The 14417-nt window shown below is 66.0% G+C and carries 13 protein-coding genes; 7 read left to right on the top strand and 6 right to left on the bottom strand.

Features of this window, described 5'->3' with window-relative positions; genetic code table 11:
- Positions 1-147: 147 nt before the first annotated feature.
- Positions 148-690: a group III truncated hemoglobin gene (locus HHL14_RS24590; protein WP_169500183.1), complete on the top strand. Its 543-nt coding sequence runs from the start codon at positions 148-150 to the stop codon at positions 688-690.
- Between the two features lie 165 nt (positions 691-855).
- Here HHL14_RS24590 and moaE read toward each other — a convergent pair whose 3' ends face one another.
- The 6 genes from moaE to HHL14_RS24560 all read right to left on the bottom strand — a co-directional run bounded on the left by moaE (position 856) and on the right by HHL14_RS24560 (position 7481).
- On the bottom strand, positions 856-1332 hold the full coding sequence (gene moaE / locus HHL14_RS24585) for a molybdopterin synthase catalytic subunit MoaE (RefSeq protein ID WP_169500182.1): 477 nt from the start codon (positions 1330-1332) through the stop codon (positions 856-858).
- A gap of 51 nt (positions 1333-1383) precedes the next feature.
- Positions 1384-1641, bottom strand: a complete 258-nt coding sequence (moaD, locus tag HHL14_RS24580; protein WP_169500181.1) for a molybdopterin converting factor subunit 1 — start codon at positions 1639-1641, stop codon at positions 1384-1386.
- A 45-nt stretch (positions 1642-1686) separates the two neighbouring features.
- Complete coding sequence (locus HHL14_RS24575; protein ID WP_169500180.1) at positions 1687-3003, bottom strand: molybdopterin molybdotransferase MoeA; 1317 nt, start codon at positions 3001-3003, stop codon at positions 1687-1689.
- Between the two features lie 345 nt (positions 3004-3348).
- Positions 3349-4800, bottom strand: coding sequence for a threonine synthase (thrC, locus tag HHL14_RS24570; protein WP_169500179.1), 1452 nt, complete (start codon positions 4798-4800; stop codon positions 3349-3351).
- An 8-nt stretch (positions 4801-4808) separates the two neighbouring features.
- Entirely contained in the window at positions 4809-6140 is a 1332-nt protein-coding gene (locus HHL14_RS24565; protein WP_169500178.1) for a homoserine dehydrogenase, read from the bottom strand.
- Between the two features lie 93 nt (positions 6141-6233).
- On the bottom strand, positions 6234-7481 hold the full coding sequence (locus HHL14_RS24560) for a pyridoxal phosphate-dependent aminotransferase (RefSeq protein WP_169500177.1): 1248 nt from the start codon (positions 7479-7481) through the stop codon (positions 6234-6236).
- Between the two features lie 689 nt (positions 7482-8170).
- On the opposite strand from HHL14_RS24560, the gene HHL14_RS24555 reads away from it, so the two are divergent.
- The 6 genes from HHL14_RS24555 (at position 8171) to HHL14_RS24530 (ending at position 14416) form a co-directional block, all read left to right on the top strand.
- Positions 8171-8545: an Mth938-like domain-containing protein gene (locus HHL14_RS24555; RefSeq protein WP_169500225.1), complete on the top strand. Its 375-nt coding sequence runs from the start codon at positions 8171-8173 to the stop codon at positions 8543-8545.
- Positions 8546-8634: 89 nt separating this feature from the next.
- Positions 8635-10536, top strand: coding sequence for an ArnT family glycosyltransferase (locus tag HHL14_RS24550; protein WP_169500176.1), 1902 nt, complete (start codon positions 8635-8637; stop codon positions 10534-10536).
- Positions 10537-10560: 24 nt separating this feature from the next.
- Complete coding sequence (locus tag HHL14_RS24545) at positions 10561-10932, top strand: SMR family transporter (protein ID WP_169500175.1); 372 nt, start codon at positions 10561-10563, stop codon at positions 10930-10932.
- A 353-nt stretch (positions 10933-11285) separates the two neighbouring features.
- A complete protein-coding gene (locus HHL14_RS24540) occupies positions 11286-12437 on the top strand; it encodes a DegT/DnrJ/EryC1/StrS family aminotransferase (protein ID WP_169500174.1) in 1152 nt (383 codons plus the stop codon).
- Positions 12438-12443: 6 nt separating this feature from the next.
- Complete coding sequence (locus HHL14_RS24535) at positions 12444-13490, top strand: glycosyltransferase (protein ID WP_169500173.1); 1047 nt, start codon at positions 12444-12446, stop codon at positions 13488-13490.
- Entirely contained in the window at positions 13487-14416 is a 930-nt protein-coding gene (locus HHL14_RS24530) for a formyltransferase (protein WP_169500172.1), read from the top strand. Before HHL14_RS24535 ends, HHL14_RS24530 begins: the two co-directional genes overlap by 4 nt.
- Position 14417: the final 1 nt, after the last annotated feature.

Raw genomic sequence — 14417 nt, 5'->3', positions numbered from 1 at the left:
CGTAGGGCTGGGTGCCTGGTTGGCGGCGTTGACGGCGTTTGGCCCCCCAGGCGCCGCGCGTGCGCCGACGTAATCGATGTAACGCTGCCGCCTGCTCGCGTCGCTATCGCCCGCTGTCGTCGGGAACCGTATTTTTCTGGAATCCGCATGAATCCGTCTTTCCCCGCCGCGCCGCCGGTCGAGCGCGCGGCCGAACCCAGCGACGCGAATATCCGCGATCTCGTCTATGGTTTTTACGATCGCGTGCGCGCCGACCCACTGCTGGGCCCCGTGTTCGATGCGAAGCTCGCGGGCCGCTGGGACGATCATCTGCCGAAGATGTGCACGTTCTGGAGCAGCCTCGTACTGGGCGCGAAGCAGTATCGCGGCAACGTGCAGCAGGCGCATCAGCCGCTCGAAGGCATCGAGCCGCAGCACTTCAGCCGCTGGCTGTACCTGTTCCTCGATACGGTCGAATCGCGTTATCAGCCGGCCGCGGCCGTGCGCTTCATGGAACCGGCGTTGCGGATCGCGCAAAGCCTGCAGTTGAGCCGGTTCGGGTGGGATTACAAGATTCCGCCGGAGCAGCAGGAACTGCTCGAGCGCGTCGCGCCGAAGCGGCGGCCGCGCGATGACGACAGCGAACATCCGCCACGACCGGCCGGCGAGCCGTTTCCGGTGCCGATTATCGGGCGCTCGCGGGACGAGTGAGATGGGCCTGGGCCTGGGCCTGGGCTTGGGCTTCAGCCTCGGCCTCAGCCTCGGCCCGAGGTTTCAGATTCGCGGGTTCAAGCTCGAAACCGAAGCTCCGGCTAAGCGCGCCGTTTTCCCGGCCCGGCGTAGGGCCTCGAAACCTCACAGCCTCGACGCCGCCACCTACTCCGCCTCCCGCTTCCCCGCTTCGAGCCCCCAGCGCGCAAGCGCCGCATCGTCGCTCACGCGCGCGTCGACCCAGCGCTCGCCCGCGTCGGTTTTCTCTTTCTTCCAGAACGGCGCCTCGGTCTTCAGATAGTCCATCACGAACTCGCACGACGCAAATGCGTCGCCGCGATGCGCGGCCGTCGTCGCGACGAGCACGATCTGATCGAGCGGATACAGCTTGCCGACCCGATGCACGATCAACACTTCGATGCCCGGCCAGCGCGCCCGCGCCCGCTCGACGATCGCCTTCAGCGACTTCTCGGTCATGCCCGGATAGTGCTCGAGCTCCATCGTCTCGACCGCGCTGCCTTCGTTCAGATCGCGCACCGTGCCGACGAAGCACGCGACCGCGCCGATCTTCGGATTGCGCGCGCGCAGCGCGGCGACCTCGGCGCTGAGGTCGAAATCTTCGGTCTGGACGCGCACGGGCATGATCGGCTCCTGAGGCTGCTGGCGGGCTGGCGGGCTGGCGGCGAGCGCCGCTCAACCGCCGGTGACGGGCGGGAAGAACGCGACTTCGCAGCCCTCGGTGAGGCGCGTGCCCGCGTCGGTCATCACGTGATTGCAGGCCATGCGCAGCGCGCGGCCTTCGGCGAGCGTCTCGGCCCAGACGCCGCCGCGCACGCGCAACCACGCGCGCACGTCGCCGACGGTCGAGATGCCATCGGGTACGTCGACGGTTTCGTCGGACAGGTTGAGCGCTTCACGCACGCTCGCAAAATAGCGGAGTTCGATTTTCATAAGAGTCGCGCCGGTCCGCGCCGGATCTCGCGCGGACGACCGGCCTCAGTTCAGCAGTTCGGAAAACGGAATGAAGCGCACGGTCTCGCCGGCGCTGATCGCATGGTTCGGTGGATTGTCGATCAGGCCGTCGCCCCATACGGTCGACGTCAGCACGGCCGAGCTCTGGTTCGCAAACAGATCGAGCCCGCCCGCCACGTTGACGCGCGCGCGCAGGAACTCGTTGCGGCGGTCGGCCTTGCCCTGCGCGAAGTCCGCGCGTAGTGACAGCGCGCGCGGCGCGACCGCCTGCACGCCGGCGAGACGCAGCACGAACGGGCGCACGAACAGCAGAAACGTGACGAAGCTCGACACCGGATTGCCGGGCAGGCCGATGAAGAAGGTTTCGGCTGCGGTTCCGGGGGCGGATTCGGACGCGGATCCGGAAGCCGTGGAAGACGCTGAAGCCATGGGAGCCGCAGAAGACGCCGAAGCCGTCGCCTGATCCACACCCACACCCGCTCCCACGCCACGGCGCACCGCGCCGAATGCGAGCGGCTTGCCCGGCTTCATCGCGATCTGCCACATCGACAGACGCCCTTCCGCCTCGACCGCCGGCTTCACGTGATCCTCTTCACCCACCGACACGCCACCGCAAGTCAGAATCAGGTCGTGCTCCCGCGCGGCTTCGCGCAGCGTCGCGCGGGTCGCGTCGAGTCGATCCGCGACGATGCCGTAGTCGGTCACCTCGCAGCCGAGATTTTCGAGCAGCCCACGCAACGTGAAGCGGTTCGAGTTGTAAATCGCGCCTGGCTTCAGCGGCTCGCCGGGCATCGTCAGTTCGTCGCCGGTGAAGAACACCGCGACCTTCACGCGACGACGCACCTCGAGCTGCGCGCAGCCGACCGACGCGGCCAGTCCCAACGCCTGCGGCGTGAGCCGCGTGCCGGCCGGCAGGATCACCGAACCCGCGCGGATGTCCGCGCCTTGCGCGGTGATCCACTCGCCCGCCTGCGGCCGATGCACGATCGTCACATCGTCGCCAGCGGCCTCGGTCTGCTCCTGCATCACGACCGCATCGGCGCCCGGCGGCACCGTCGCGCCAGTGAAGATGCGCGCCGCGCTGCCGGACGCGAGCGGCGTCGGCGCATGGCCGGCCGGAATGCGTTGCGACACCGGCAAGCGGCTGCCGTGCGCGAGATCGGCGATACGCACCGCGTAGCCGTCCATCGCGCTGGTGTTCATCGGCGGCACGTCGAGCGGCGACGCGACGTCGGCGGCGAGCACGCGGTTCAGCGCGTCGAGCGTCGGCAGCGATTGCGTGCCGTCGATCGGACGCGCGGCGTCGAGCAGGATCGCCAATGCGTCGGCAGTGGCAAGCATCGGAGCGCGGGGCGTGGGGGTGGACATCTCGGAGGTCGAAGCCGCAGGTTAAAAGAGCATTGTAGCGGCCGATGCCGTCAGCCTGGGCGGCCGGGCGTTATGGAGAACTTTTTGTGTTTTTCGATGCGTGGATGGGCGGGCGTATGGAGTCCGTGTTCGTGGCGGAAGATATCGCGGAGGATTGCATCGACCGGGTGAGCCGAAAACGCTACCGCATGGAATGCTGCCTTGTTCGCACAAGCTGTCCTCCAGCCCGCGCGAACAAAACCGATCGGCAAAAACAAACGGGCCTTGCCTACCCGGCAAGGCCCGTTCGCCTATTCACTCACCTGCCAGCGAGTCGGCTTATTTGCCCGTGTTAGCGACGATAAAGTCCTTCACCCGTTGCGCATCCGCCGGCACGACCTCGAAGCGCTGCGGCAGCGATTCGAGCCCCGAGAACGCCGCCGGCCGCTCCGGTTCGCGCAGCAGCGCCTCGCGGATCGTCTCGCCGAACTTGATCGGCTGCGCGGTCTCCAGCACGATCATCGGGATGCCCGGCTGCAGATGCTCGCGCGCGACCTTCACGCCGTCGGCCGTATGCGTATCGATCATCGTGTCGTAGCGTTCGAACACGTCGCGGATCGTGTCGACGCGCGTGTCATGGCTGCTGCTGCCCGACACGAAACCGAATTCCTTCACGCGCGCGAAGTCGCCGCTCGCCGCGAGATCGAAACCGCCCTTCTCCTCGACGTCGCGGAACAGTTGCAGCACGCGCGCCGGATCGCGGCCGAGCAGATCGAACACGAAGCGCTCGAAGTTCGACGCCTTCGAAATGTCCATGCTCGGGCTGCTGGTGTGATACGTCTCGGCCGCCTTGCGCACGCGGTAGATGCCGGTGCGGAAGAACTCGTCGAGCACGTCGTTCTCGTTGGTCGCGACCACGAGTTTTTCGATCGGCAGACCCATCATGCGCGCGATGTGGCCCGCGCACACGTTGCCGAAGTTGCCCGACGGCACCGTGAACGACACGCGCTCGTCGTTGCTCTTCGTCGCGGCAAAGTAGCCCTTGAAGTAGTACACGACCTGCGCGACGACACGTGCCCAGTTGATCGAATTGACCGTGCCGATCTTGTACTTCGCCTTGAACGCGTGATCGTTCGAGACCGCCTTGACGATGTCCTGCGCGTCGTCGAACACGCCTTCCACCGCGAGGTTGAAGATGTTCGGGTCTTGCAGGCTGTACATCTGCGCGGTCTGGAACGCGCTCATCTTCTTGTGCGGCGACAGCATGAACACGCGGATGCCTTGCTTGCCGCGCATCGCGTATTCGGCGGCGCTGCCGGTGTCGCCCGAGGTCGCGCCGAGGATGTTCAGCGTTTCGCCGTGCTTCGCCAGCGCGTACTCGAACAGGTTGCCGATCAGCTGCATCGCCATGTCCTTGAACGCGAGCGTCGGGCCGTTCGACAGTTCGAGCAGCGACAGCGGCGCGCCGCCTTCGACGCCGAGCGTCTTCAACGGTGTGATCTGCGCGGCGCTTTCGTCGTCGCGCACATTGCAGTAGGTCGCGGCGGTGTAGGTCTTGCGCGTGAGCGCGCGCAGATCTTCGGCGGGGATGTCGTCGCAGAACTTCGACAGGATCTCGAACGCGAGATCCGCGTACGGCAGCGTGCGCCAGCGCGCGAGTTCGTCCGCGGTGACACGCGGGTAGTCGGCCGGCAGATACAGGCCGCCGTCTTTCGCGAGACCGCCGAGCAGGATGTCGGAGAAGGTATGGCGCTCGCCGGCTCCGGCGCCGCGCGTGGAGAGGTAGTTCATAGTTCGGCCTAGTTCAGCGCTTCCATGCGCAGCTTCGTGACTTGTGAGACGACGGTCTTCAGCGCTTCGATCGACTTGATCGCGGCATTGACCTGCTTTTCGACCGTCTCGTGCGTGATCAGCAGAATGTCGGTTTCGCCCTTGCCGTTCGCGTCGACCTGCTCCGATTCCTTCTGCAGCAGCGCGTCGATCGAGATGCCGGTGTCCGCCAGAATGCGCGTGATGTCGGCGAGCACGCCGGTCACGTCGGCGACACGCAGGCGCAGGTAGTAGCCGCTCGTCACTTCTTCGATCGGCAGGATCGGCGTGTTCGACAGGCTGTCCGGCTGGAACGCCAGATGCGGCACGCGATGCTCGGGGTCCGCCGTGTGCAGGCGCGTCACGTCGACCAGATCGGCGACCACCGCGGACGCCGTCGGCTCCGCGCCCGCGCCCTTGCCGTAGTACAGCGTCGCGCCGACCGCGTCGGCTTGCACGACGACCGCGTTCATCGCGCCTTCCACGTTCGCGAGCAGGCGCTTGGCCGGAATCAGCGTGGGGTGCACGCGCAGTTCGATGCCTTTATCGGTACGACGCGTGATGCCGAGCAGCTTGATGCGGTAACCGAGTTCCTCGGCGTATTTGATGTCGATCGCGGCGAGCTTGCTGATGCCCTCGACGTACGCGCGGTCGAACTGCACCGGCACGCCGAACGCGATCGCGCTCATGATGGTCGCCTTGTGCGCGGCGTCGACGCCTTCGATGTCGAAGGTCGGGTCCGCTTCCGCGTAGCCCAGCTCCTGCGCGGCCTTCAGCGCGGTCGCGAAATCGAGGCCGCGGTCGCGCATCTCCGACAGGATGTAGTTCGTCGTGCCGTTGATGATGCCGGCGATGTACTGGATGCGGTTCGCCGTCAGCCCTTCGCGCAGCGCCTTGATGATCGGAATGCCGCCCGCCACCGCCGCTTCGAACGCGACCATCACGCCGTTGGCGCGTGCCGCCTCGAAAATCTCCGTGCCGTGCACCGCGAGCAGCGCCTTGTTGGCCGTGACCACGTGCTTGCCGTTGTTGATCGCGCGCAGCACGAGCTCGCGCGCGATGCCGGTGCCGCCGATCATTTCCGCGACGATCGCGATCGACGGATCGTCCACGACCGCGTTGAAGTCATCGGTCAGCGCGACCTTGCCGGCTTCGCTGCCGAGCGCCGCGGTGGCCTTGGCCGGATTGCGCACGGCGATGCGCGCAATCTCGATGCCGCGGCCCGCGCGACGTTTGATTTCTTCCTGATTGCGGCGCAGTACCGTGAAGGTGCCGCTGCCTACCGTGCCGAAGCCCAGCAGTCCAACTTTGATCGGTTCCATGCAGCGTGTGTGTCGAGTAAATGATTAAAAAACGGGGTCGGGCGTGGCGCCTCATGTCTCGCACTCGCGCGCCACATCGTACGCGAGGCCGGCTCAGGCCGTGTGACGCTTGCGGTAGCCGTCGAGGAAACGCGCAATCCGGTTGATCGAATCCGCGAGGTCGTCGACATTCGGCAGGAACACGACGCGGAAGTGATCCGGCGTCTTCCAGTTGAAGCCGGTGCCCTGCACGAGCAGCACGCGTTCTTCGAGCAGCAGGTCGAGAATGAATTGCTGGTCGTTCTGGATCGGATACACCTTCGGGTCGAGGCGCGGGAACATGTAGAGCGCCGCTTCCGGCTTCACGCAGCTCACGCCGGGAATCGCCGTCAGCATGTCGTAGGCGAGCTCGCGCTGCTTGTAGAGACGCCCGCTCGGCACGATCAGGTCGTTGATGCTCTGATAGCCGCCGAGCGCGGTCTGGATCGCATACTGGCCGGGGACGTTCGGGCACAGCCGCATCGACGCGAGGATGCCGAGCCCTTCCAGATAGTCTTTCGCGAGCCGGCGGTTCTCGCCGGTCAGACCCGAAATCGCCATCCAGCCGGCGCGATAGCCGCACGAGCGATAGCTCTTCGACAGACTGTTGAAGGTGACCGTCAGCACGTCTTCGGACAACGACGCCATCGACGTGTGGGTCCTGCCGTCGTAGACGATCTTGTCGTAGACCTCGTCGGCGAAGATGATCAGGCCGTGCTGGCGCGCGATCTCGATCAGGCCGAGCAGCAGTTCGTCCGAGTACAGCGCGCCGGTCGGGTTGTTCGGGTTGATCACGACGAGCGCGCGCGTGTTCGGGGTGATCTTCGCGCGGATGTCGTCGAGATCGGGCATCCAGCGGTTCGATTCGTCGCAGATGTAGTGCACCGGCGTGCCGCCCGCGAGGCTTACGCCAGCGGTCCACAGCGGGTAGTCCGGCGCGGGCAGCAGCACTTCGTCGCCGTCGTTGACGAGGCCCTGCAGCGCCATCACGATCAGCTCGGACGCGCCGTTGCCGATGTAGATGTCGTCGAGCCCGACGCCCTGCACGCCCTTTTCCTGCGTGTAATGCATGATCGCCTTGCGCGCGGCGAACACGCCCTTCGAATCGGAGTAACCCGACGAATTCGGCAGGTTGCGGATCATGTCCTGAATGATCTCGTCCGGCGCCTCGAAGCCGAACGGCGCAAGGTTGCCGATGTTCAGCTTGATGATGCGGTGGCCCTCTTCTTCGAGCCGCTTCGCATGTTCGAGGACGGGCCCGCGAATGTCGTAGCAGACATTCAACAACTTGTTGGATTTGAGAATCGGTTTCACGGCGGGCACTTCATCCTGGTTGATGGCTGGGGCAAACCTTGGCAAACGGGGCCGGCTGACGACACTGGACCGCCCGGATTCACCGCTAGGGGGCATTCGAAACGCGGCGGCGACGACCGCCAGTCGCGGATGGCGAACTGTCGACACTGCCGAACTATCGAGCCGCCGTGGCCGCCGGGGGTGATGAGGCGGCTTTTTCCGGGCGACCGGCTGTTCGGAGCGCTCCGGCAGGCATTGCAGGCTGCGTTTTTGCGGATCAGCTTTCCGGGGCTTTCCGGCTGTCTTGCGCCGCCGCTTACCGGAACGCTCCGGGCCAATCCCGAAAGCAGGCGAACCACCGGCAAAAGCAACGAAAACGCATCAAAAGCGCAGCAAAAACCGCCACCGCCGACACGAACAGCTACCCGGATCTCCACGCAGGCAACCGCGGGGACGACCGCGTAGGAATCCGCGCAAATGACCGATACGCCATACCGATGCTCGACGCAGCTTGTGGCAGCTATCGAGCAAGGGACGCCGCAAGGCGGCTAAAAAGTTATAATTTAGCGGATTTTGGCCGACTTCCGCAATGCACCAACCGCATCGGCAAGCCTTTTCGGCCCCTTCGTGTGTCACGCGCGCCGAACCGCGCGGCCCGTGCCGCGTCCAACCAGGCCGGCAACACGCATGACGTCTCACGACGACTTCGGAAAACCAATTTGAAATTACATCAGGATTCCAGCGGCGCGCTGAACACCGTCACCGGCTACGGCACCGACTACGTCGAAATCAATCTGGTGCGTCACGCGGGCAGCATTCTCGTGCTGCCGGACGCACCGGTCATTGCCTGGCCCGTCTCGTCCTTCGAGCAATTGAGCCCCGAGCACTTCGCGATGCTGATCGACGCCGCGCCCGAGGTGGTCGTGTTCGGCAGCGGCGAGCGGCTGCGCTTTCCGCACCCACGCCTGACCGCCGCGCTCACCGCGAAACGCATCGGCGTCGAAACGATGGACTTCAAGGCGGCCTGCCGTACCTACAACATTCTGATGGCCGAGGGCCGCAAGGTCGCGGCCGCGTTGCTGATCGAAGCCTGATCGCGCCCGGCGCCGGCGTATCCCGCCCGGGGCCGGACTCCGGCGCCGCGCGCTTGCGCGCGTCATCGATAACAAAAGGTTGAAAATTCATGAACGATACGCCGTCGAGGCTACCGCTCAACCGCACCGCCATCCTGCTGCTGGTGCTGGTTCTCGCCGTGATCTGGTTCGTGCCGCTCGGCTGGCGCCATCTGCTGCCGAGCGACGAAGGCCGCTACGCCGAAATGGCGCGCGAGATGTTCGTCACCGGCGACTGGATCACGCCGCGCTACAACGCCTACAAGTATTTTGAGAAACCGCCGCTGCAAACCTGGGCGAATGCGCTGACGTTCGCGTGGTTCGGTATCGGCGAATGGCAGGCGCGCCTCTATACCGCGCTGACGGGCTTCGTCGGCGTGCTGCTGCTCGGCTTCACCGGCGCGCGCGTGTTCAACACGACGGCCGGCGTGTTCGCGGCGCTGGTGCTCGCCTGCTCGCCGTACTGGAACCTGATGGGCCACTTCAACACGCTCGACATGGGCCTGTCGTTCTGGATGACGCTCACGCTGTGCGCGCTGCTGCTCGCGCAGCGCCCCAACCTGCGGCCATCGTGCGTGCGCGGCTGGATGTGGGTGTGCTGGGCATCGATGGCGATGGCGGTGCTCTCCAAGGGCCTCGTCGGCCTGATCCTGCCGGGCGCGGTGCTGGTGCTGTACACGCTGATCGCGCGCGACTGGGCGCTGTGGAAGCGGCTGCACCTGGTGAGCGGACTGATCGTCTTTTTCGCGATCGTGACGCCGTGGTTCGTGCTCGTGCAACAGCGCAATCCGGAATTCCTGAACTTCTTCTTCATCGTTCAGCAGTTCAAGCGCTATCTGACGCCCGAGCAGAACCGCCCCGGCCCGTTCTACTACTTCGTGCCGGTGCTGCTGGTGGGCTTCCTGCCGTGGCTGTCGGTGACGCTGCAAAGCGTGCGTCACGCATGGCGCCAGCCGCGTCAGCCGAACGGCTTCGCGCCGGTCACGCTGATGCTCACCTGGATCGTGTTCATCTTCCTGTTCTTCAGCGCGTCGCATTCGAAGCTGCTGTCCTATACGCTGCCGATCGCGCCGCCGATCGCCATGCTGATCGGCATGTACCTGCCGCTCGTCACGCGTGAGCAGTTGCACCGCCATCTGGCGGGCTACGCGCTCTTTTTCGTGGTCGCCGCGTTCGGCGCGCTGTTCCTGCCGCGCCTCGGCACCGCGCGCAACCCGACCGAGCTGTACGTCGCATTCCGCGTATGGGTGCTCGCCGCGCTCGCCGTCGCGTTCGTGCTGACGCTGTTCGCGCTGTGGCTGAATCGCCGCGGCCAGGCCGGCGGCGCCGGCAAGCGGGTCGGCCTCGGCGCGCTCGCCGCGTTCGGCGCGGGCTGGCTGCTGCTCGGCACGATCGCCGGCACCGGTCACGACGTGTTCGGCCGCCTGAGCTCCGGCGCGCCGCTCGCGCCGGCCATCAAGGCCGAGCTCGCGAAGCTGCCGCCCGACACACCGTTCTATTCGGTCGGCGTGCTCGATCACACGCTGCCGTTCTATATCGACCACACGATGATCATGGTCGAGCACCCGGACGAACTCGCGTTCGGCGTATCGGTCGAGCCGAAAAAATGGGTCCCGACCGTCGATGCGTGGATCGAACGCTGGAAGGCCGACCGCTACGCGCTCGCGCTGATTCCGCCGCCGACCTACGAGCGCCTCGTCAAACAGGGGCTGCCGATACAGGTGATCGCGCGCGATTCGCGTCGCGTGGTGGTGATGAAACCGCTGCCGGCGGACGCCGGCGCTGCGCCCGCCGCGACCGATGCCGCGCCTGTAACCTCGCCGGCCGCGGCCTCTTCGGCTTCCCCGGCCGCAGCACCGGCCACGCCGGCCACGCCGGCCGCAGCGGACACCGCAGCCCCGGCCGCATCCACCACGCCAGCCACGCCCGCCGCGGTACCGGCGCCGGCGTCGGCTGCCAAAACACAACCCTGACCACCCCGCCATCCGGACCGTTCGATGAACCCGATTTCCCTCTTCTGCATTCTCGCCGGCGTCACGCTGAACGCCGGTGCGCAGCTCCTTCTCAAGGCCGGCACGAATGCCGTTGGACACTTCGAATTCACCCGTGCGAACATCCTGCCCATCGGCTTCAAGCTCGCGATGCAGCCGCCGATCATCGGCGGGCTCGCCTGCTATGTGATCAGCGTGGTGGTGTGGGTCGTCGGGCTGTCGCGCGTGGACGTGTCGATCGCCTATCCGATGCTGTCGCTCGGCTACGTGGTCAACGCGCTGGCCGCGTGGTATCTGTTCGGCGAAGTGATGTCGGTGCAGAAGCTGGTCGGCATCGGCATCATCCTGATCGGCGTGTTCGTGCTCGCGCGCAGCTAGGCGCGGCGCCGGCCACGGCTGGCCGGCTACCGCCGGTCAGGCCCGGTCACCATTTATAACCGTTTAGCATCTTCGCGCCGCCTTGGCGAAACACGCCCGGCGCGACAATTTCGCGAAAAGTTCGCGGCCCACGTGCGACAGTCGCGCAACGGCCGCGCTGCAATCGGACTGTAAGCGATCGGCAGGCACGCAGGAACCCAGGCGGCTTACCGGCCGCCTAAGCCAGACGTAAGCTTGAGCGCGGTAAGCTGCACGGTTGCGTCTTTTCCGCCGTGGTCTTGGGTTTGCGCGTACTTTGTGGTTTACTTCGCGCCCGTCGGGCTGAGCCCCCCTTTCAATCGAGCGATGCATTCATGAGCCAGTCAACAGTCCCGTTTTTGCCGTTTGTCAAACCCGAGATCGATGAAGAAACGATCCAGGGCGTCGCCGACGTGCTGCGTTCCGGCTGGATCACCACCGGCCCGCAGAACCAGAAGTTCGAGGCGGCGCTCTCCGAGTTCTGCGGCGGCCGTCCAGTGCGCACCTTCAACTCCGGCACCGCGACGCTCGAAATCGGCCTGCGCATCGCCGGCGTCGGTCCCGGCGACGAAGTCATCACGACGCCGGCCACCTGGGTGTCGACCTCCAACGTGATCCTCGAAACCGGCGCGACGCCGGTGTTCGCCGACATCGACCCGGTCACCCGCAACATCGATCTGGACCAGCTCGAAAAAGCCATCACACCGCGCACCAAGGCGCTGCTGCCGGTGTTCCTGAGCGGCCTGCCGGTCGACATGGACCGCCTGTACGCGATCGCCCGCGCGCACAAGCTGCGCGTGATCGAAGACGCGGCGCAGGCGTTCGGCTCGACGTGGCGCGGCGAGCGCATCGGCAAGCTCGGCGACATCGTGTCGTTCAGCTTCCACGCGAACAAGAATCTGACCTCGGTCGAAGGCGGCGCGCTGGTCCTGAACAACGAGGAAGAAGCGCTGCTCGCGCAGAAGTACCGGCTGCAGGGCATCACCCGCACCGGCTTCGACGGCATGGACTGCGACGTGCTCGGCGGCAAGTACAACCTGACCGACGTCGCCGCGCGCGTCGGCCTCGGCCAGCTGCCGCACATCGAACGCTTCACCGCGCAGCGCAGGAAGCTGGTGCGGGCGTATTTCGCCGGCCTCGAAGGCGGCGCGGCGGTCCAGCTCGGCATCGGCCTGCCGTTCGCCGACTTCGAGAACAGCAACTGGCACATGTTCCAGATCACGCTGCCGCTCGAAAAACTGTCGATCGACCGCGCCGGCTTCATGGGCGAGCTGAAGAATTGCGGCATCGGCTCGGGCGTGCATTACCCGGCGCTACACCTGTTCTCGCTGTACCGCGCGCGCGGCTTCCGGGAAGGCATGTTCCCGCACGCGGAGCGCTTCGGCGCCACCACCGTGACGCTGCCGCTCTTCACGCTGATGAACGAAGGCGATGTCGAGCGCGTGTGCCGCGCGGTCAATGAAATTTGCGAACAATACGGAAAATAAGCGGACATGACTTATTCGGAACATCGCGCCGTCGCACCGGAAGTATCGATCATCATCCCGGTGTACAACGAGGAAGCCGGACTGGCTGCGCTGTTCGCGCGCCTCTATCCGGCGCTCGACGCGCTCGGCACCCGCTATGAAGTGATCTTCATCAACGACGGCAGCCGCGACAAATCCGCCGCGCTGCTCGCCGAGCAGTTCCGCGCCCGCCCCGACGCGACGCGCGTGATCCTGCTGAACGGCAACTACGGCCAGCACATGGCGATTCTCGCGGGCTTCGAGCAATCGCGCGGCGACATCGTGATCACGCTCGACGCCGACCTGCAGAACCCGCCCGAGGAAATCGGCAAGCTGGTCGCGAAGATGCGCGACGGCTACGACTACGTCGGCACGATCCGCATGCAGCGCCAGGACAGCCTGTGGCGCCGCAAGGCCTCGCGCGCGATGAACCATCTGCGCGAGCGCATCACGCGCATCAAGATGACCGACCAGGGCTGCATGCTGCGCGCGTACAGCCGCCACATCGTCGATACGATCAACCGCTGCGGCGAGATCAATACGTTCATTCCGGCGCTCGCGTACACGTTCGCGCAGAACCCGGTCGAGATCGACGTCGCGCACGAGGAGCGCTTCGCCGGCGAATCGAAGTACTCGCTGTATTCGCTGATCCGGCTGAATTTCGACCTCGTCACCGGCTTTTCGGTGGTGCCGCTGCAATGGCTGTCGTTCATCGGGGTGATCCTGTCGCTCGGCTCCGCGGCGCTGTTCGTGCTGCTGCTGATTCGGCGCTTCATCATCGGCGCGGAAGTGCAAGGTGTGTTCACGCTGTTCGCTATCACCTTCTTCCTGCTCGGCGTGATCATCTTCGCGCTCGGCCTGCTCGGCGAGTACATCGGCCGGATCTATCAGCAGGTGCGCGCGCGGCCGCGTTATCTGGTGCAGACCATTCTCGAAGAGCGTGACGGTTTGCCGATCAGCCAGACGCCGCGCGAGAGCGTCGCGCAACCCGCGGTGCGGGCCACCCCGCTCGCCGATCAGGGACCCACGCCATGAAGCCGCGCGCCGTCGTATTCGCGTATCACAACGTCGGCGTGCGCTGCCTGCAGGTGCTGCTCGCGCGCGGCGTCGAGGTGGCGCTCGTCGTCACCCACGAGGACAACCCGAGCGAGAACATCTGGTTCCGCAGCGTCGCGTCGGTCGCGGCCGAGCACGGCATTCCGGTCGTCACGCCCGCCGATCCGAAGAGCCCTGAGCTGCGCGCCGCGGTCAGCGCCGCGCGGCCGGACTTCATCTTCTCGTTCTACTACCGCCACATGTTGCCGCTCGAGCTGCTGGCGCTCGCCGCACGGGGCGCTTACAACATGCACGGCTCGCTGCTGCCGAAATATCGCGGCCGCGTACCGACCAACTGGGCAGTGATCCACGGCGAAACGGAAACCGGCGCGACGCTGCACGAAATGGCCGCCAAGCCCGACGCCGGCGCGATCATCGCGCAGACGCCGGTACCGATCCTGCCCGACGACACCGCCGCGCAAGTGTTCGACAAGGTCACGGTCGCCGCCGAGCAGACCTTGTGGCGCGTGCTGCCGGCGCTGCTCGCCGGCGAAGCGCCGCATCTGCCGAACGATCTCGCGCACGGCAGCTACTACGGCGGGCGCAAGCCGGAAGACGGCCGCATCGACTGGACCCAGCCCGCGCAGCAGGTCTACAACCTGATCCGCGCGGTCGCGCCGCCCTATCCGGGCGCGTTCACGGACCTGAACGGCCACCGGCTGATCGTCGCGCGCGCGCGCCTCGCGATGCCCGGCGCGCTCCGCCCGGATTTGCCGGCGGGCCTGCACGTAAGCGATAATGCCGTTTTCGCGATCTGCGGCGACGGCCGCGCGATCACCATCCACGAATTACGGCACCAGCACGACGGCGCAGAAACTGTCGTCAGTCCGGCGGAATTCGCCCAGCTCATCCAAACTCCCCGATAGT

The organism is Paraburkholderia antibiotica, from assembly GCF_012927125.1.
In the GTDB taxonomy this organism is placed as follows: Bacteria; Pseudomonadota; Gammaproteobacteria; order Burkholderiales; family Burkholderiaceae; genus Paraburkholderia; species Paraburkholderia antibiotica.
Note: the sequence above shows the minus strand (reverse complement) of the source record. Positions and strands in the feature narration are given on the sequence as shown.

What these genes read in the sequence shown, in the direction of transcription:
- HHL14_RS24590 (WP_169500183.1), top strand. Translation starts at nt 148, where the DNA reads ATGAATCCGTCTTTCCCCGCCGCGCCGCCGGTCGAGCGCGCGGCCGAA.
- moaE (WP_169500182.1), bottom strand. Translation starts at nt 1,332, where the DNA reads ATGCCCGTGCGCGTCCAGACCGAAGATTTCGACCTCAGCGCCGAGGTC.
- moaD (WP_169500181.1), bottom strand. Translation starts at nt 1,641, where the DNA reads ATGAAAATCGAACTCCGCTATTTTGCGAGCGTGCGTGAAGCGCTCAAC.
- HHL14_RS24575 (WP_169500180.1), bottom strand. Translation starts at nt 3,003, where the DNA reads ATGCTTGCCACTGCCGACGCATTGGCGATCCTGCTCGACGCCGCGCGT.
- thrC (WP_169500179.1), bottom strand. Translation starts at nt 4,800, where the DNA reads ATGAACTACCTCTCCACGCGCGGCGCCGGAGCCGGCGAGCGCCATACC.
- HHL14_RS24565 (WP_169500178.1), bottom strand. Translation starts at nt 6,140, where the DNA reads ATGGAACCGATCAAAGTTGGACTGCTGGGCTTCGGCACGGTAGGCAGC.
- HHL14_RS24550 (WP_169500176.1), top strand. Translation starts at nt 8,635, where the DNA reads ATGAACGATACGCCGTCGAGGCTACCGCTCAACCGCACCGCCATCCTG.
- HHL14_RS24545 (WP_169500175.1), top strand. Translation starts at nt 10,561, where the DNA reads ATGAACCCGATTTCCCTCTTCTGCATTCTCGCCGGCGTCACGCTGAAC.
- HHL14_RS24540 (WP_169500174.1), top strand. Translation starts at nt 11,286, where the DNA reads ATGAGCCAGTCAACAGTCCCGTTTTTGCCGTTTGTCAAACCCGAGATC.
- HHL14_RS24535 (WP_169500173.1), top strand. Translation starts at nt 12,444, where the DNA reads ATGACTTATTCGGAACATCGCGCCGTCGCACCGGAAGTATCGATCATC.
- HHL14_RS24530 (WP_169500172.1), top strand. Translation starts at nt 13,487, where the DNA reads ATGAAGCCGCGCGCCGTCGTATTCGCGTATCACAACGTCGGCGTGCGC.